The organism is Acinetobacter lwoffii, from assembly GCF_024129685.1.
Classification (GTDB): Bacteria; Pseudomonadota; Gammaproteobacteria; order Pseudomonadales; family Moraxellaceae; genus Acinetobacter; species Acinetobacter lwoffii_X.
In genome coordinates this window covers 64597-81817 of record NZ_JAMXXL010000010.1, presented here as the reverse complement: position 1 = coordinate 81817, position 17221 = coordinate 64597, and the positions used below count along the sequence as shown (strand labels likewise).

17 protein-coding genes are annotated in these 17221 nt (G+C 44.4%); 12 read left to right on the top strand and 5 right to left on the bottom strand.

From position 1 onward, the window contains the following. Positions 1 to 27: 27 nt before the first annotated feature. Positions 28 to 576: an NUDIX hydrolase gene (locus NI464_RS07005; protein ID WP_161785319.1), complete on the bottom strand. Its 549-nt coding sequence runs from the start codon at positions 574 to 576 to the stop codon at positions 28 to 30. Positions 577 to 699: 123 nt separating this feature from the next. Between NI464_RS07005 and NI464_RS07000 the strand changes: the two genes are divergently transcribed. The 9 genes from NI464_RS07000 (at position 700) to NI464_RS06960 (ending at position 9070) form a co-directional block, all read left to right on the top strand. Continuing rightward, positions 700 to 1308, top strand: a complete 609-nt coding sequence (locus NI464_RS07000; RefSeq protein WP_005104899.1) for an NUDIX hydrolase — start codon at positions 700 to 702, stop codon at positions 1306 to 1308. 24 nt (positions 1309 to 1332) lie between these two features. After that, on the top strand, positions 1333 to 1860 hold the full coding sequence (locus NI464_RS06995; protein ID WP_253138048.1) for a gamma carbonic anhydrase family protein: 528 nt from the start codon (positions 1333 to 1335) through the stop codon (positions 1858 to 1860). Between the two features lie 136 nt (positions 1861 to 1996). Then, entirely contained in the window at positions 1997 to 2662 is a 666-nt protein-coding gene (gene tsaB / locus NI464_RS06990) for a tRNA (adenosine(37)-N6)-threonylcarbamoyltransferase complex dimerization subunit type 1 TsaB (RefSeq protein ID WP_005107769.1), read from the top strand. A gap of 16 nt (positions 2663 to 2678) precedes the next feature. Then, positions 2679 to 3503, top strand: a complete 825-nt coding sequence (locus NI464_RS06985) for an undecaprenyl-diphosphate phosphatase (protein ID WP_004279167.1) — start codon at positions 2679 to 2681, stop codon at positions 3501 to 3503. Further along, positions 3497 to 4318 (top strand): class I SAM-dependent methyltransferase, encoded by an 822-nt coding sequence (locus tag NI464_RS06980; protein ID WP_276534862.1) that lies wholly within the window; start codon positions 3497 to 3499, stop codon positions 4316 to 4318. Before NI464_RS06985 ends, NI464_RS06980 begins: the two co-directional genes overlap by 7 nt. Before the next feature lie 120 nt (positions 4319 to 4438). Beyond that, complete coding sequence (locus tag NI464_RS06975) at positions 4439 to 5821, top strand: C13 family peptidase (protein ID WP_253138036.1); 1383 nt, start codon at positions 4439 to 4441, stop codon at positions 5819 to 5821. A 43-nt stretch (positions 5822 to 5864) separates the two neighbouring features. After that, positions 5865 to 6701, top strand: a complete 837-nt coding sequence (gene fghA, locus NI464_RS06970; protein WP_253138034.1) for an S-formylglutathione hydrolase — start codon at positions 5865 to 5867, stop codon at positions 6699 to 6701. Positions 6702 to 6821: 120 nt separating this feature from the next. After that, entirely contained in the window at positions 6822 to 7919 is a 1098-nt protein-coding gene (locus NI464_RS06965; protein WP_253138033.1) for a YjgN family protein, read from the top strand. Between the two features lie 11 nt (positions 7920 to 7930). Beyond that, positions 7931 to 9070: a M48 family metallopeptidase gene (locus NI464_RS06960; protein ID WP_253138032.1), complete on the top strand. Its 1140-nt coding sequence runs from the start codon at positions 7931 to 7933 to the stop codon at positions 9068 to 9070. A 44-nt stretch (positions 9071 to 9114) separates the two neighbouring features. Here the strand turns inward: NI464_RS06960 and NI464_RS06955 are convergent, their stop codons facing one another. Next, the gene (locus tag NI464_RS06955; protein WP_148334310.1) at positions 9115 to 9393 is read right to left on the bottom strand and encodes a DUF2218 domain-containing protein; all 279 of its coding nucleotides are present in this window, start codon (positions 9391 to 9393) and stop codon (positions 9115 to 9117) included. A gap of 168 nt (positions 9394 to 9561) precedes the next feature. Between NI464_RS06955 and rpe the strand changes: the two genes are divergently transcribed. From rpe to NI464_RS06940, 3 genes are all read left to right on the top strand, one after another. Continuing rightward, positions 9562 to 10248 carry a ribulose-phosphate 3-epimerase gene (gene rpe, locus NI464_RS06950; RefSeq protein ID WP_253138031.1) on the top strand — a complete coding sequence of 229 codons (687 nt, stop codon included), beginning with the start codon at positions 9562 to 9564 and terminating at the stop codon, positions 10246 to 10248. Between the two features lie 628 nt (positions 10249 to 10876). Further along, positions 10877 to 11194: a DMT family transporter gene (locus NI464_RS06945; RefSeq protein WP_004279177.1), complete on the top strand. Its 318-nt coding sequence runs from the start codon at positions 10877 to 10879 to the stop codon at positions 11192 to 11194. Between the two features lie 72 nt (positions 11195 to 11266). After that, the gene (locus NI464_RS06940; RefSeq protein ID WP_253138030.1) at positions 11267 to 11752 is read left to right on the top strand and encodes a methylated-DNA--[protein]-cysteine S-methyltransferase; all 486 of its coding nucleotides are present in this window, start codon (positions 11267 to 11269) and stop codon (positions 11750 to 11752) included. Positions 11753 to 12125: 373 nt separating this feature from the next. Here the strand turns inward: NI464_RS06940 and NI464_RS06935 are convergent, their stop codons facing one another. From NI464_RS06935 to paaZ, 3 genes are all read right to left on the bottom strand, one after another. After that, on the bottom strand, positions 12126 to 13061 hold the full coding sequence (locus tag NI464_RS06935; protein WP_253138029.1) for a tRNA dihydrouridine synthase: 936 nt from the start codon (positions 13059 to 13061) through the stop codon (positions 12126 to 12128). 185 nt (positions 13062 to 13246) lie between these two features. Beyond that, complete coding sequence (locus tag NI464_RS06930) at positions 13247 to 14686, bottom strand: spinster family MFS transporter (RefSeq protein ID WP_039901959.1); 1440 nt, start codon at positions 14684 to 14686, stop codon at positions 13247 to 13249. Positions 14687 to 14879: 193 nt separating this feature from the next. Beyond that, on the bottom strand, positions 14880 to 16991 hold the full coding sequence (gene paaZ / locus NI464_RS06925) for a phenylacetic acid degradation bifunctional protein PaaZ (protein WP_253138028.1): 2112 nt from the start codon (positions 16989 to 16991) through the stop codon (positions 14880 to 14882). Between the last annotated feature and the right edge of the window lie 230 nt (positions 16992 to 17221).

Below are 17221 nucleotides of genomic sequence, written 5' to 3'. Positions count from 1 at the left end.
TATGGGTTTTTTTTATGGATGTTAAATTTAACCGGTATGGTCTAGACGCGTGCCTAAGGTTTCCAGATGCATTGGAAAAATATTATTTTTACGGTCTTCAAAATAATGTCTGAGAGTATGTTCTACACTCGGGAAGGCAAGTTCGGTCCAGGGAATATCTGCTTCATCAAATAAACGTGTTTCGATGGTCTCTTCACCCGCACCAAATTTTCCATCAATCAGATTGGCTTTAAATAGCACATAAATCTGACCAATACGTGGAATGTTATACATACAGTACAACTGTTCAATGTCTACTTCAGCTTCGGCTTCTTCGCGGGTTTCCCGGGCAGCCCCTTGCTCCATAGTTTCAAACAGTTCCATATAGCCGGCAGGTAAAGTCCATAAGCCGTAGCGTGGTTCAATGGCACGACGGCACAGCAGTACTTTGTTTTCGAATAAGACTAAAGCGCCACAAATCACTTTCGGATTAATGTAATGAATAGAGCCGCATGAATCACATACGCTGCGAATTTGCTGATCGCCCAAAGGAATTTTAGCAGTGGTTTTATGTCCACAATTCACACAGAAGTTCATATTCATCATCAATGATAAAAGTAAGCTCAGGATAACTGAAAAAGCAAAATTTGGCATCATTTCTCTCCCGCCCCGACTAAAATCAGCTATGATGAAATTATGATCATCGTCAGGGCTGAGAGAATGGATGCATGTGAATTGACACACAGGTTGCAGCAACGATTACGTTTTTCCAAGCGTATCCGATCTGCCCATGCTGCCGTGTTGATTGCAATTACAGATGAAGCTGACCCGAAAGTATTGCTGACGCGCCGTTCAGCTTATTTGAATAATCATGCTGGAGAAGTCTCATTTCCGGGTGGCAAGCGCGATCCGCAAGATACCAGTAATATTGTGGTGGCTCTAAGAGAAGCCTATGAGGAAACGGCACTCAATCCTTTTGATGTACATTTAATGGGTGATTTGCCGATGCAAAAAGCCCGCAATGGCATGCTGGTCAAACCGATTGTGGGACTGATTCCTCCGCAAGTGAAGCTGATTCCACAACCGACGGAAATCGACCGGATTTTCTTTGCCTCATTGCAGCATTTACTTGAAGTGACACCCACGCCCTATGAAGTCCGTTTTGCCCAGCAATCTTTATATTTTCCGAGTATGCGGGTAGAAAATGAAGTGGTTTGGGGCTTGACCGCACGTATGCTGATTTCTTTATTTCAATATGGGCTGGATTATAAGAAAGACTGGCCATTTTTACTTAATTCTCCAACGTTTAAACGCTCCAAATTTTTTTAACCATTGAACAGGATTTTATCAATGTTGTATAAATTTCAGGGATATATACCCACTGCTACACATCAGCCCTGGGATGGCTGGGTGGCACCGACGGCAACGGTGATTGGACAGGTTGAACTTGGACGACAAGTCAGTGTTTGGTTCGGTGCAGTAGTGCGCGCAGATAACAGTAAAATTAAATTGGGTGACTTTAGCAATGTGCAGGAAAATGCAGTACTGCATACGGATGCCGGCATTGAGATGAGTATTGGCAATTATGTGACAATTGGGCATCAGGCCATGCTACATGGTTGTACCATTGGCGATAACAGCCTGATCGGGATTCAAGCAGTCATTCTAAACAATGCCGTGATTGGCAAGAATTGTATTATTGGTGCCAATGCCTTGATTCCGGAAGGCAAGATCATTCCAGATAATTCAGTGGTGATGGGCTCACCCGGTAAAGTGGTAAAAACGCTGGATGAGGACAGTATTCAAAAATTAACAATGAGCGCCATGCATTATGCCGAGCATTTTCAGAAATTTCAGGATTTGGAAGAAGTGCAACTCTAAGGCACTCTTTTAATGAGTGAATCATAAGCCTAGATTTTCTAGGCATTTTTGTATCTGTTTCGGGAAAATCTCGCGTAGCGGATATGAGTGGAGTATCATATCCGCGTTTTTTATATTCTCTGAATTAAGGTTGTGCATGAAAGTGCTGGCATTGGAGACTGCCAATGAGCAGTGTTCCGTTTCTGTAATCGATGATACTCAAGAACTATTTTTTCAGCTTGATGCGCGCGCCAAGGCACAAACGCAAACGATTCTCCCAATGATTGAACAAGGTCTGCAAGATCTTGGGCTGGCCATTGCTGATTTGACCGCGATTGCCTTTAGTCGTGGTCCGGGTTCTTTTAGCGGTGTCCGCATTAATGCTGCCGTGACTCAGGCCTTGGCTTGGTCCAATGATGTGCCGGTGATTCCGGTGTCAACTTTGCAGGCTTTGGCACAAGCAGCCTACCGTTTGCATGGTCTGACTGAAGTGTCTGCGGTATTGGATGCCCGCATGAGCGAAGTCTATATCGCGAGCTATCAACTGGATGCACAAGGGATTATGCAACCGGTCGATGATGAGCAACTGTTAAGTTATGCAGAAGGTAGCCAAGCTGTGCGCTTTACCCCGGTTGGCTCAGGTGCTGAATTGGTACAAAGCGAAACTTCAATTTATAAAGATGTGCATGCGACCGCACAGGATATCGCCAGCATTGCACGTGCAGCGGCACAAGTAGAAAACTGGGTGAGTGCAGAATTGGCATTACCCGTATATTTACGCGATAACGCGTGGAAAAAAATTCCAGAACAAGGCAAAGCATAATTAATTAGGATAAAGCATGGATCTTTTACTGCTACTCAAAGCGGCCATCATGGGTATTATCGAAGGCATTACCGAGTTTTTGCCTATTTCCAGTACCGGCCATTTGATTTTGGCATCAGAATTAATGAATTTCTGGACCAAGGAAAAGAGTGATGTATTCGTCATCGCGATCCAGATGGGGGCAATTGCTGCCGTTATTTATGAATATTGGGCACGTCTTTGGGGTGCAGCGACCGGGATTGTCAGCGGTGAACCGCAAGGTCGCCGTTTAGGCATTGGCCTGATTCTGGCTTCTATTCCGATTATATTGATTGGTCTGACGCTGGGACAAACCGTCAAACAATTACTGTTTAATGATATTGCGATTGCCATTGGTTTAATTGTCGGTGGTCTGATCATTATCTGGATTGAAAAGAATCCACCACAAGTCCGTGTCCATGAAGTTGAAGAACTCAGCATTAGAGATGCGATCTGGATTGGCCTAATTCAGGTTCTATCCTTGATACCGGGTACTTCCCGTTCAGGCGCAACCATTATCGGTGCGATGTTCCTCGGTGTGTCCCGTAAGGCAGCGACTGAATTTTCATTTTTCTTGGGTATTCCGGTCATTATCGGCGCTGGCCTGCTGGACCTTTATCAAAGCTATGATGTCTTAAATACGACTGAAGACTGGACCGTGATCGGAGTTGGGCTTCTGGTTTCCTTTATCTCGGCATTGATATTAATCCGTGCGCTGGTCGCTTATGTGGCTAAACGCGACTTTATGATCTTTGCCTGGTATCGTATTGCTTCGGGTCTGCTGATTTTATTATTTGCCTATACAGGTTGGAAATTATGGTAAGCATGATTCGCTTATATGCCGAATCTGACTATCAAGAGAAAGCACAGCACTTTGAGGCTGTGCTTTCTTCTCGTGGGGTACAGGTTGAGATTGAAACTGTTGAAAAACTCAATGCACGTTTTTTCCGTTTAAATCCTGAACTGGCCCTCTGTGTCGATGCTGACGGACTCTGGTTATGTGCCAACGGCATGAAGATGCAACCGGACTGGCAAGCAGAAACTGGACGTTTAAAACGGGCTTCTTTAAAGTCAGAAATGATTGCACGTGCCTGTAATTTAAGTGAAAAACCAAGCTTGGTTGATGCGACTGCAGGTCTAGGACATGACAGTCTGTTGATGGCACATTTAGGTGCGCAAGTCACCCTGGTTGAACGGCATCCGATTCTGTTCACCTTGCTTGAAGATAGCCATACACGTGCCCAGTCGGATGCATTCCTGAGTCAGGTCGTGTCGCGGATTAATTTGGTCTTTTCTGATTCAGCCGATTATTTAAAACAGCAGGCCGAGCAGCAGCAGATTGTTGATGTGGTTTATCTTGATCCAATGTTCCCACAGCGGGATCAAAATCAGCAGGCAGTCAAAAAGCAGGCACAGGTCAAAAAACAGATGCAGCTGTTGCATATGTTATTACCTGAAGATGGTGAAATGGATCTGGGCGATAACCTTTTAGAACTGGCGCAGAAAATTGGCAAACGTGTTGTGGTCAAACGTCCGCGTCTGGCGGTATTTTTAGCCGGAAAAGAGCCAAATCATCAATGGCAAGGCGATGCTTGTCGCTTTGATGCGTATTTTCAGCATGAACTTGTAGCTGAATAGGATAATGGCTTCTTTATTAAGCAAAGATTTGTTATATATTTAAAATTAGCATTGATTAAATGCTTATCAAGCATAAACTTATTCAGCACATTAGCGAGCCACTCATCTCCTTGAAATCCTATGATCGACTTTAAACCCTCCATTAATTTTTGGCACGATTTTAAGAGCAACCAAATTGCCGGGATGTGGTTATTTCTGGGGTCGAGGCGTTCTTTACAACTGGTCCGTCCATCCATCATGCAACTGGTGTTCTGGGGGATCTTGGGTGGCTGCGCCAACAGTTTGTTTAGCTGGCTCAGTTCAGGCCGTATGGGAGATTTTAACTCTCAAGGTCTGATCAGTTATGCGCTTTGGCCTTTCATTGCCCTGATTGTCGGTATTTTTCTGTCACAGCGGGTCAATAATCCACGCTTGATGCTGGTGCCAGCCTTGTTGTGGCTGGTATTAGATACCCATATCATGCTGTTCCAGTGTCTGATCCAGTATCTGGGTGATCTGGATTATCTGCCTTATATCCTCTACGACTATATTCCAACGCTCTTTGTCATGCTGTTTGTCTGGCAAAGTCTGGCAGTCGTCTGGGTGATTTCACGTGAATTAAAATGGCCGTGGTGGGAACGTGCGCTGATTATGCTGGCGACTTTGTTTACGCTAGTAGTTTGGCAGATTTCAGTCAAAGATCAGCCGATCTGGAAAGTCGAAGAAATTCCACCGAGTTTTGCCGAAGATGCTTTCTATGCCCAGCCAACTTTGCTGAATAAAGCGCTGGAAAATATCGAGTATGGTGAATTTGCACAGTCACACTGGTATTTCATGGGGGTAGCCGGAGCGAGCTATCAGGATGTATTCCATTCTGAAGTTGAGCGGATTAAAGAGCAGTTTGATACCCGTTTTGGTACTTTTGGCCGATCGATTGCCTTGGTCAATCACCCAGCGACACGTACCACTATGCCGATTGCTTCCAAAACCAGTATGGAGCTGACATTGCGCCGTATGGGGCAGCAGATGAACCGTGAAAGTGACGTATTATTTTTATATATGACCTCTCACGGTTTGCCGAATGTATTTGAAATGGAAAATGCCCCACTGGATCTGGCGCAGGTTGATCCAAAATGGTTGCGTGAAACACTAGATGCATCAGGCATACGTTGGCGCGTGATCGTAATCTCGGCCTGTTTTTCAGGCAGTTTTGCTTCTGCTTTACAGAATGACAATACTTTGGTGATTACGGCTTCTGCAGCCGACCGTCAGTCTTTTGGCTGTTCGAATGAAGCGGATTATACCTATTTTGGTCGTGCGTTCTTTGATGAAGCCATGCGTGAAAATAGCAGCTTGCAAAGCGCTTTCGCACAGGCCACAGATACTGTAGCAAAATGGGAATCGGCTCAAGGCTTTGAGCCATCAGAACCGCAATGGGTCATCGGCAAGAATATGGAATTGATGTTGCCACAACTGGAGCAACGTTTATTTCCCCAGAACAGTACGGCAACAGCATCTCCCTAGATCAATGTCATCCACAGACCGGTTGCAATAATAAGGAATAGCCATGGAACTTATACAGAACAATAGAAGCTTTGAAGGTGAACAGCGCATTTATCGTTTTGATTCGCGCTATCTTAAATCCCCGACCAAGTTTGGCATTTTTCTGCCGCCTCAAGCTTTAGAAGGCCACAGCTGTCCTGCATTATTCTATCTGGCAGGTTTGACCTGTACTGAAGAAACCTTTGCCATCAAGGCACATGCACAGCGTCTGGCGGCACAGCTTGGCTTGATCCTGATTACACCAGATACTTCGCCGCGTGGCGAAGGTGTGGCAGAAGGCGACAACTGGGATATCGGTCAGGGTGCGGGTTTTTATATCAATGCTACCCAGGCACCATGGGCTGAACACTATCAGATGGAAAGCTTTATTGTCGATGAGCTTTACGCACTGGTCACTGAGGAATTCGTGATCCATCCCGGCAAGATCGGCATCTTTGGCCACTCTATGGGCGGTCATGGCGCATTGACTCTGGCATTTAAATATCCAGAAAAATTCAAATCTGTTTCAGCCTTTGCACCGATTTGTGCCCCGAGCCAGTGTCCTTGGGGCGACAAAGCATTCTCGAATTATCTGGGTACTGAGAAAGAGGCATGGCTCGAACATGATGCAACCGCTTTGGTTCAGGAAAAGGGCGCATTATTTAGCGATATCTTGATTGATCAGGGTTTTTCGGACCAGTTCTATAACCAGCTTAATCCAGCCCTGTTCCAGCAGGCTTGTGATGGCGTGAACCAGCCGCTAACTTTGCGTGAACATCAGGGCTATGATCATGGTTATTACTTTATTCAAAGTTTCGTAGATGATCATTTGCAATTCCATGCCGTGCAGTTAAATCCTTAAAGTAGGACTGCAGATATGTAGCAAAGCCAAAAAGATTAAAAAACCTCCAAAATGTTTTTACATTCTGGGGGTTTTTCTTTTAATATCAGATGTATAAAAGTATAAAAAATTGGGGTCGTCATGCAGCAGACAGCAGACGGTATTCGTGTCAGTGAGTCATTATTTCCAGCTGCTTCAAGTTTTTCGACTGAAGCCACGCCTTCGGTCAGACCGAAATATCAGCGTTATGGATTCAGGTTTCATGGCAGTGCATCCGAATATTTTGGTATCTGGATGGTGAATCTGATGCTGACCATAGTGACATTGACCTTGTACAGCCCTTGGGCCAAAGCACGCCGTATGCGCTACTTCTACGGCAATACCCAATTTTTAAACCATCGCTTCGACTTTGTGGCCATGCCGAGCCGGATCCTGCTGGGTCGTCTGTTTGCACTGGAGCTGTATCTGGTTACCGTTGTACTGACCAACTATTCAATCCTTGCCACCAGTTCTTTATTAATGGTCGCTGCCCTGTGTTTGCCTTGGCTCATTCGGATGACCCTGAAATTCAAGGCCCGAAATAGCAAATATGGCAATGTGCGTTTTTATTTTAATGGCAGCAACCGTGAGGCTTATAGGGTCTTATTTCTGGCCATCCTGATCAATATCTTTACTTTGCTGCTGTTTAGTGCGGTGATGATCTGGCTCTATAAACGCTATTGCTTTAATCATTTATCGATTGGTCAGCTGCAATTCAAGCTGAATATTAACTGGTCCAAATTTATGTCTGCCGTTTATCTGCCCTTTGGTCTTTGCCTGCTGGTTGGTATTGGCTGGCTTGCAGCAGTAGTGTACTGGGTGGACCGGATTGGAACCAATTTGTTTAGTCTGGGTTTACTGCTTAGCTATCTGCTTTGTCTGGCGCTGGTCTGGCCGATTATTTCTGCACATTTATACATCATTACCTGGAATCATGTGGAGCTTGGTCAAAGTTACTTTAAAACACGGGTCACGACATGGCGTTATAGCTGGATTGTGCTGAGCAACTGGATGATACGTGTTCTTAGTCTGGGCTTAATGACACCTTGGGCTGTCATCCGTTTATATGAATATCAGTTAAAACACTTAGAACTCTATGTAGTAGACGATGAAACTGACCTGAAGCATATCTTGCAACCTGACCCAAGTGCCTTGGCCGATGAAATCCTGGACGTATTTGATTTCGATGCGTCGCTATAGGAGTAAATGTGATGAAACGACCTGTCGAAGTTAAGTTTTATGATGGAATTCTCGCTGAAGCCCGTCGTGCCTGGATTGTACCGGATCAGCAACAAGGGATTGCCCTGAAACTTGATGAGGATATTCCAGCACAAGTTAGCGCTGCAGATTTTTATTTTGCTTATCCGGACATGGCTTATATTGGGGGTGTCGGTGGTCGTAAACCGATTATTGAGTTACCTGAAGAACGTCGGATTGAGTTTTTAAGCAAAGTGCCGCATTGGCTCAGAATTAAACATAAAGATATTTATCATGCGATCTGGGAGTTTGAACGTTCACCGATCCTGATTTTCTTTTCCATGATCATCGTGATTAGTGCAGTGATTATTATTTTAAAATGGGGGATTCCTTATAGCGCCAAACAGCTGGCAAAACTCCTTCCGGAGCAGACTCTGGTTGAAGTAGGCAACCGGACAGAGCAGCAGTTAATTGCCCAGACCCAGCCAAGTACACTCCCGGCAGAACAACAGACGCGATTAAAAACTTTGTATGAACAAAAGATTGCTGTAGGAAAACCTGCAAAAATTATTTTCCGTCAAGGTGGATCAAGCATGGGTATGAATGCCGCAGCCATCCCGAATAACACCATTATTGTGACTGATGAACTGGTGAAAATCAGCGGCACCGATGAAGAAGTCCTTGCAGTACTGGCCCACGAACAAGGCCGTCTGGTACAAAAACATAGCATGCAAAAAGTGATTTTTAATCTGGGTGCGGCGGGACTGTTTGCCTTGGTGACTGGAGATTTAAGTGATGTGGTCACCGCATCTGTAGTGGTCCTGACCGATGCTGGATATTCGCAGGCGATTGAACTGGATGCCGATGACTATGCCATGCAGCATTTGCATCAACAGCAGATTTCCAGTATTCACTTGTCTAACTTTTTGCAGCGGGTGGAAAATGCCAGAATACTGGCAGAGGAGTCGCAAACCTTAAAAATGAAAAATTTCACTCTCAATATTGATGGAAAAGACCGGCACCTGACAGAAACCGAACTGAAATGGATTCGCCTGATCGGGAAGTTTAAAAAATATCTGGAATCACATCCCGAACTGGATAAAAGAATTGAGCGTATTCATGCCTTTAATGAACAAGCGAATCATCGTATTTAGTTTCTGATCATTGCTATGCTTTGATTATCAAGGCTTTTTAGTGCTTATCTTTGCCAGTCGGCAGTCAGATTTTCCTGTCCCATACGGATCAGATGATCCAGCACTACATTTTCGAGTTTATTCAGGTCAGTGGAATCAGAATTGCTCTGAATCGTTACGGTTAGATGATCCGCCTCGGGTGTCAGACTCACTTCAGCATTTGGAAAATGAATCAGGAAATTTTGTTCGGTTTCATCAATATTAAATTTATGTTTCCAGTGATTGGCCAGGCGTTTGGCAATTCGTGCTGCTTGTTGCGTCTGGATATGGGCAATACTTTTCATCAGTTTTCTACACTATTCATCATTATCCTGCACTTTAAACCAAGCGGTGATGCCGGCATAAGCCTCAAAGCGTTACACAGCGTTTTAATCTTGCAACATCGAATCACAGTAGCCGGAGCGGATTTGATATAATGGGAAAAATCCAATTTCAACAAGCCAGGTTCTCCCATGTCCAAGTCTTATTTAATTGCCCCTTCTATTTTATCTGCTGACTTTGCCCGTTTAGGTGAAGAGGTCGAGAATGTGTTGGAAGCAGGTGCAGACGTTGTTCATTTTGATGTCATGGACAACCATTATGTACCGAACCTGACTTTTGGTGCAGGTGTTTGCAAGGCCTTGAAAAATTATGGGATCAAGGCGCCCATTGATGTGCATTTGATGGTTAAGCCGGTGGATCGCATGATCGGGGATTTCCTTGAAGCGGGTGCTGATATCATTACTTTTCATCCAGAAGCTTCTGATCATATTGACCGTTCTTTACAGTTGATCAAATCAGGTGGTGCAAAAGCGGGACTGGTATTTAATCCGGCAACACCATTGCATTACCTGGATTATGTGCTGGATAAAGTCGATCAAATCCTGCTCATGAGCGTGAACCCGGGCTTTGGCGGACAGAAATTTATTCCAATGACTTTGGATAAATTGCGTCAGGCACGCAAACTGATCGATGCTTCAGGTCGTGATATTCGTCTGGAAGTCGATGGTGGTGTTACACCGAGTAATATTCGTGAAATTGCTGAAGCGGGTGCCGATATGTTTGTGGCGGGTTCAGCTATTTTTGGCAAGCCAGATTATAAAGCTGTGATTGATGAAATGCGTGCAGAGTTAGCCAGAGTAGGACAGATTCAACTCTAATCGCTAAAACATCAGATGCGCATAAATATGTGGATAACTTTATGGATAAGTGTGTAGATATCTATGTTGATAACCATATGGATATGTTGCATAAAATGTAATCGTTTGTAGCCTGATTGATTGCGATTTAGACAAAATTTGTATAAAAAGAACTCAAATCGGGTTCTTTTTTATTGCTTATAACCCTTGTGTTCGGTGGTTGTTTATTCACCATAGGTTGATAATGGAACCAGGCAAAAAGTGATCAATGTGTCGTATATTTGTGTTTCATTATGTAATTTCTCCAGACAAAGTTTAAATTTAATTGATGTGTATAACTTAATATTCTGAGTCCATTCTCATGTAATTGTTGTGGATGAATTGCCCGATTATTAGAACTATTTCTGACTTGGCATTTTCAACATCTACCATAACCAGAGTAGCCATGAATGTCGTGAGGATTTGAGTAAGGCAAAGTTAAGTTGTATCTCGATAAGTCATGTTTTGTAAAAATAGCCAGATTACTGCAATGTGGTTTTATCAAATTTTTACACCTAGGAGGAACGACCTCCCTTGTGAATTGCATATCGGAATTTACAGGAAAAATCGTCAGGACGGCCTGATTCTTATATAAAAGGAGGAGGGCTGCATGGCCTGGATTGTACTTATTCTTGCGGGTATTTTTGAAATCGTTTGGGCATATTCAATGAAGCTGTCTGAAGGCTTTACCAGACTTACCCCAAGTATTATTACCATTGTCTTCATGGTACTGAGTTTTGCTTTACTGGCTTATGCGATGCGTACTTTGCCGCTAGGTACAGCCTATACGATCTGGACCGGGATTGGTGCAGTGGGTTCATTTCTCATCGGTATTTGGGTTTTGGGTGAACCCGCTACAGCGTTGCGTATGCTGGCTGCCGTACTCATCATTTCCGGTCTGGTGCTGATGAAAGTATCCTCTTCATAATTTGTTTCTGCCTGTCTCGGTGAACTGGGTTAATATAGAAAATGAACTCAGTGATTGGGACAGGGCGCCATCATGAACTTAAGTTATCTCTATATGGATTCTCCCGTAGGTCAGTTACGACTAGTCGCGAATGAAACCGCGCTGGTGGCCGTGCTTTGGGATTGTGAACAGCCGAATCGGGTGAAACTGGCGACCTTGGTTGAAGATCCGCAGCATCCGGTATTGATTGAAACCAGACGCCAGCTCCAAGAATATTTTGCTGGTCAGCGCAATGTTTTTGACTTGCCTTTGGACTTTGCCGGTACTGATTTTCAGAAAAAAGTCTGGCAGGCTTTACTGAATATTCCCTATGGACAAACGCGAAGTTATCGCGACATTGCTGAACAGGTGGGTAATATCAAGGCGGTACGTGCCGTGGGTGCAGCCAATGGCAAAAACCCGATTTCGATTATTGCACCCTGTCATCGGGTAATTGGTAGAAGTGGCAAGCTGGTAGGATTTGCCGGTGGTTTGGATAAAAAAGAAATCCTATTAAATATTGAGCGAACGCATCCATAGATCTCTTTTATAAATCAAAAAATGATCGTTCTATTGATATTTAAATGAATATTAAAAGCTTCTTCTCCCTCTGGGATAAGAAGCACTGCCTCGCAATGTGATGTGAGGGGTAAAACCTCTCCCTAGCCCTCTCCTACAAGGAGAGGGAATTTCCTTTATAGTGATTATAAAAAATGATTTATGAAAAAACTTTAATATCTACAAAGTTAAAAAAATGAAAAATTAGAATATGGAGGTTCTGCTAGTGGAAATTAGTCTATCCATACTTTGTGATTGGATTTATTTTGAAGTGGTATTTAAAGCAGCGTAAGCAGTCATAAGTTTTTTACGGACTCATAAAAAAGCCTTTGAATCATTCAAAGGCTTTTTGGTTTTAAATATTTGAAGCTTTCAGTTTTTCGGTAATTTCGGCCAGAACTTTAATCCGTTTTACTTCGTCCCATAATGCTTTGGCTTCAGGATAATGTTTCGACATCATGCCCAGCCATTGCTTGTAACGACCGACCATCCCGATTTCAGTTTTGGCTGGACCGTTGATAAAACGAATTTGTAGTTCCAGCAACTCATTCCAGTTCATCAAAGGTGCATCTGAGTTTTGACGGATACATTGAGTCAGGTCGGGTGTGGTCACTGCACCACGGCCAATCATCAGGTCTTCGCAGCCAGATTCTAGTCGGCACTGTTTGGCATCGGCATTGTTCCAGATTTCACCATTGGCTATCACATTGATTTTGAGTGCTTCACGAATCGGTTGTAGCTGGTCCCAAAAAGCGGGTGGAGTATAGCCATCGGCTTTGGTGCGTGCATGAACGGTAACCCATGCTGCTCCTGCATCTTCAATGGCATGGGCATTTTCCAGCATGAAATTACGGTCCATATAACCCAGACGCATTTTGGCGGAAACCGGAATATGCGCAGGCACTGCATCACGCACGGCTTTAACCAGCTCATGCACGACTTCGGGTTCATCGAGCAGGACTGAACCACCACGATGACGGTTCACGGTTTTGGCCGGACAGCCAAAATTCATGTCAATTGCCGGTGCGCCCATGGCTGCCACTTTGGCGGCATTCGCTGCCAGCATCTCCGGATTATTTCCTAAGAATTGGACATGTACCGGTGTACCTGCCGCCGTCTTGCCATCATTCAACAGTTCAGGGCAGTAAGTATGATAAATATGATCGGGCAGAAGGGAATCGGTGACACGGATAAACTCGGTCACACACCAGTCAAAGCTACCTACGGATGTCAGCACATCACGCATAATCGGATCGGTTAAGCCTTCCATGGGAGCAAGCACAAGTTTCAACGGTGCACACCTGTAAATTTAAAACGGTGTTATACGTTTTTTTAGGCAGCCTGTCTAGGCTGGATCGGAATTGAATGATGAGTACCTGAAAATTGAACTTTTTGGGCTGATATAAAAAGGCCTTTAATGTGGATTAAAGGCCTTTAAAAGTGAAAATTAAGAAGGTTTAGCAATATCCAGCCATTTTAGTCAGCCAGTTTCTCGACTTTCATACTTTCACGATAATACTGACAGCCCTTGTACAACAGGAAGCAACCAATCAATCCGGCAATCGCATTGACGATCGAGATCGAGTTACCAACCATTAAGGTATTCTGGAAATATTTATCCGTGATTAATGCCACAGCGGTGGTTCCGACGCCTAAGGCAATCAGGTTTGAAACCAGCAGGAATTTGGCAGATACCTGTGCGCGTAGCTGATTCGGTGTCAGCATTTGCGTAGCAGCAGCCGATGCAGGAATCGGGAAAGTGGAGAAGAACATCGCCACAAAAATCAGCGCAAATGAAAGCTGCATATTATCGACCTGAGTGAAGAGCACACTCGGAATAATCAGCGCTGCACAGCCAATCGCACCGGTACGAATTGCAGCATCGCTATAGCCACGTTTCGAGAAGAAGTCGATCAACCAGCCACAGAATAAGGCACCCGAAGTATTCGCGACTAGAATAATCGTACCGAGGATATAACCGGTTTGACTCGCATCCAGACCGAAATTACGCATGTAATAGGCAGGTGCCCAGCCCAGCAGCGAATACAGCATCATGGTGTAAAAAGAAAAGCCAATAAAATGACAGAAGAAGGTCTTTTTATGTGTCTTGATAAAACCGATCGAGTTTTTAAAAGAGGCTTTAATGACCTGACCATCCTGACCGACTTTCATGCCCTTACGTGCAGGTTCACGCACCGTCAGTACCATGAGCAGTGCCAGCAATACGCCCGGTAGACCCACAATCATAAAGGTGAGTTGCCAGGTTTTCACTTCACCAATAAGCGGTAAAGCCACGAAGCTGACATCTTTTAGCAAGCCAATCACATAGCCGCCAATCAGGAAAGCTAAACCCGAACCAATAAAGGCACCAATCGCATATACCCCGAGTGCACGGCCTAATTTATCTTTCGGAAATAAGTCGGCAACGATTGAATAAAAGGCAGGGGAAAGCGCAGCTTCACCGGCACCCACACTCAAACGTGCAATAAACATTTGAATAAAGTTTTTACTGAGACCACAAGCCGCTGTGGCAAGACTCCAAAACGCAATCCCGGTTGCAATGATTTTAATTCGGGACTTTTGATCCGCCAGCGCGGCAATGGGCAGACCCATAATGGCATAAAACAAGGAGAAGGCCAGACCTTGCAATAGACTAAACTGGGTATCGCTTAGCATTAAATCGGCTTTAATCGGTTCAATCATGAGCGATAAAATTTGACGGTCTACAAATGACAGAATGTAAGCCACCATACAAATGACCACCACATACCATTGATAGGTGCTGCTTTCCGGTGGTGGTTCAATCTGTTCAGACAGCGGCACGGCCGTTTCTGTCGGTGTAGGCTCAAAATTTTGATTTGTTGGTTGAATCGTCCTTTCAACCATTTCTAGGTTCAGCGATTTATCATTCATCATGCAACATCCTGTGCTGATCGTTTGAGATATTTATTTGATACTTTTAATTTGTTTGTTGTTTTTATATTGTATCGCATTTAAATAATCTAGAGGCTAAATGGATAGACGTCAATCTGTTTTTAAAAATAGATACAAATAATTTTAAAAGACAAAAAAAAGGAATCATAATAATTCCTTTTTTTGGTGTGAATTTTTAGCCACGCTCAACCAGCGTTAAAATATCGTAGGTTGCAACCAGTTCATTGCGTTGGTTTTTTACTTTAATATCCCAGACCACGACACCATGTGGCTTCTGTGCCGGATCGCGCAGTGCTTTTGGAGTTTTCTGCTTACAGGTCAGTTCTACCTGAATGGTATCGCCAATTTTCACCGGTTCTACAAAGCGCAAGTTGTCCATGCCATAGTTGGCAATGACTGGGCCCTGGGCGGCATCAACGAATAAACCGGCTGCGGCAGACACCACGAAATAGCCATGTGCCACACGTTCACCAAACAGGGATTCTGCTGCAGCAATCTTGTCCATATGCGCATAGAAGTGATCACCGCTCAGGCAGCCGAAATTCACCAGATCCGCTTCGGTCACGCTACGTCGTGCAGTCAGTAAACGCTCGCCTATACGCAATTCATCAAATGATTTTTTAAAAGGATGCACGCGGTCTTCAAAGACTTGAGCTCCAGCCGTCCAGCTATGGCCGACCTGAGTCATGGCATTTGGCGAGCCTTGAATCGCAGTACGTTGCATATAATGTTTGACTGCACGCAAGCCGCCGAGTTCTTCACCGCCACCGGCACGTCCCGGTCCACCATGAACCAGTAAAGGTAATGGAGAGCCATGTCCGGTACTTTCTTTGGCACTTTCAGCATCCAGAATATGGACACGACCATGCCATGGCGCAATTTTGCTGAGCAGTTGTTCAATATTTTCATCGGTATTGCGTACGATGGATGCCACCAGGCTACCTTCGCCACGTGCCACCAGGTCAGCCAGCTGAGCCAAGTCAGTATATGGCATTAAAGTCACTACAGGCCCAAAGGCTTCAATCTTATGAATGTTTTCTGCCTGAACTGGTGCTTTGCAGACCAGTACTGTCGGTGGGTAACATGCAGACTTCTCAGTATTTTGTACTTGCAGCTTAAAGTCTTGGCGCAAGTGGCTACCGAATACAATCTCTGCATCCTGGCTCAGCTGTTCAACTTTTGCCGCGACATCATGTTTCTGTTTGACGCTGGCCAAAGCCCCCATGCTGACGCCTTCCTGAGCGGGGTCACCGACGACCACTTTTTTCAGTTTTGCAATCAGGCGACTTTGTACTGTATCCAATAGCTTGGCTGGCACAAAGGCACGACGAATAGCGGTACATTTCTGTCCGGTTTTGGTGGTCATTTCACGGAAAACTTCACGGACAAATAAATCAATCGTTTCATCATTAGCTTGCGCCGTCAAAATCGCACTGTTGACCGAGTCTGCTTCCATGGTAAATGGAATCGAGTAGGCATTTAAGTGTGGATGCGAACGCAGTTTTTGCCCTGTTGAAGCAGAACCGGTAAAAGTGACCGTATCTTGAGGATTTAAATGATCAAATAAATCATAGACCTGTCCGCAAATGAGCTGCAGTGAACCTTCTGGCAAGAAACCGCTTTCATGAATGGCTTTAACTACGGCATGAGTCAGCTCGGCACCTTCGGTCGCCGGTTTGACAATACAGGGTACGCCTGCCAGCAGTGTCGGTGCGATTTTTTCCAGCATGCCCCAGATCGGAAAGTTAAAGGCATTGATATGCACGGCGACACCGGCTTTAGGCGTCAGAATATGTTTCGCGCCAAAGCTACCTTGCTTAGAAAGAGGAATCCAGGCATCTTCGACCCATGCTGTTTCATCACTCAGTTCACGACGCACCAAACTCGAATAAGCATATAAGGTGCCAATCCCGCCTTCAATATCAATCCAGGCATCTTTACGGGTACAGCCGGTTGCTTTGGCAAGCTCATAAAAGTCTTCTTTGCGTTCCATCAAATACTGAGCCACTTGCTTCAGTGCATTGGCACGTTGATGGAAGGTCCATGTGGCAATAGTCGCGCCTTTTTGTTTGGCATACTTCACCACGGCTTGGGTATCGATGCCCTGACTGCCGACCTGATAAACCGCTTCACCGCTAATGGCATGATAAACCGTACGTAAATCGGCTTGCGCTGCGTATTCCTGGCCGTACACCAGTGAAGATAAGCTTTTGATGGCAATAGGATTATGGGTTGATTCAGTATCTTGATAATCCGTTGTGCTTGAGCTGCTGTCTAACTCTAACATTGTAAAAACTCCATTTATGATACGTTTTGAGATGTATTTTAATTTTGATGTTTCATAATTTGTGTTGAAAAATTGAAAATGTCAATCATAAATCTGTATTTAAAAATGCGTAACAATAAAATAAAAAATATTAAGTTATATAAAACAAATATTTATTAAAAATAAGGGGTGAAAATTAAATGATACCAATAAATAGATATTGATTTTAATTACGTATCGTTTTAATTTGA

Excerpts from the sequence above, each read along its gene's own strand:
- NI464_RS07005 (WP_161785319.1), bottom strand. The coding sequence starts at position 576 with ATGAACTTCTGTGTGAATTGTGGACATAAAACCACTGCTAAAATTCCT.
- NI464_RS07000 (WP_005104899.1), top strand. The coding sequence starts at position 700 with ATGGATGCATGTGAATTGACACACAGGTTGCAGCAACGATTACGTTTT.
- tsaB (WP_005107769.1), top strand. The coding sequence starts at position 1,997 with ATGAAAGTGCTGGCATTGGAGACTGCCAATGAGCAGTGTTCCGTTTCT.
- NI464_RS06985 (WP_004279167.1), top strand. The coding sequence starts at position 2,679 with ATGGATCTTTTACTGCTACTCAAAGCGGCCATCATGGGTATTATCGAA.
- NI464_RS06980 (WP_276534862.1), top strand. The coding sequence starts at position 3,497 with ATGGTAAGCATGATTCGCTTATATGCCGAATCTGACTATCAAGAGAAA.
- NI464_RS06975 (WP_253138036.1), top strand. The coding sequence starts at position 4,439 with ATGATCGACTTTAAACCCTCCATTAATTTTTGGCACGATTTTAAGAGC.
- fghA (WP_253138034.1), top strand. The coding sequence starts at position 5,865 with ATGGAACTTATACAGAACAATAGAAGCTTTGAAGGTGAACAGCGCATT.
- NI464_RS06965 (WP_253138033.1), top strand. The coding sequence starts at position 6,822 with ATGCAGCAGACAGCAGACGGTATTCGTGTCAGTGAGTCATTATTTCCA.
- NI464_RS06960 (WP_253138032.1), top strand. The coding sequence starts at position 7,931 with ATGAAACGACCTGTCGAAGTTAAGTTTTATGATGGAATTCTCGCTGAA.
- NI464_RS06955 (WP_148334310.1), bottom strand. The coding sequence starts at position 9,393 with ATGAAAAGTATTGCCCATATCCAGACGCAACAAGCAGCACGAATTGCC.
- rpe (WP_253138031.1), top strand. The coding sequence starts at position 9,562 with ATGTCCAAGTCTTATTTAATTGCCCCTTCTATTTTATCTGCTGACTTT.
- NI464_RS06945 (WP_004279177.1), top strand. The coding sequence starts at position 10,877 with ATGGCCTGGATTGTACTTATTCTTGCGGGTATTTTTGAAATCGTTTGG.
- NI464_RS06940 (WP_253138030.1), top strand. The coding sequence starts at position 11,267 with ATGAACTTAAGTTATCTCTATATGGATTCTCCCGTAGGTCAGTTACGA.
- NI464_RS06930 (WP_039901959.1), bottom strand. The coding sequence starts at position 14,686 with ATGATGAATGATAAATCGCTGAACCTAGAAATGGTTGAAAGGACGATT.
- paaZ (WP_253138028.1), bottom strand. The coding sequence starts at position 16,991 with ATGTTAGAGTTAGACAGCAGCTCAAGCACAACGGATTATCAAGATACT.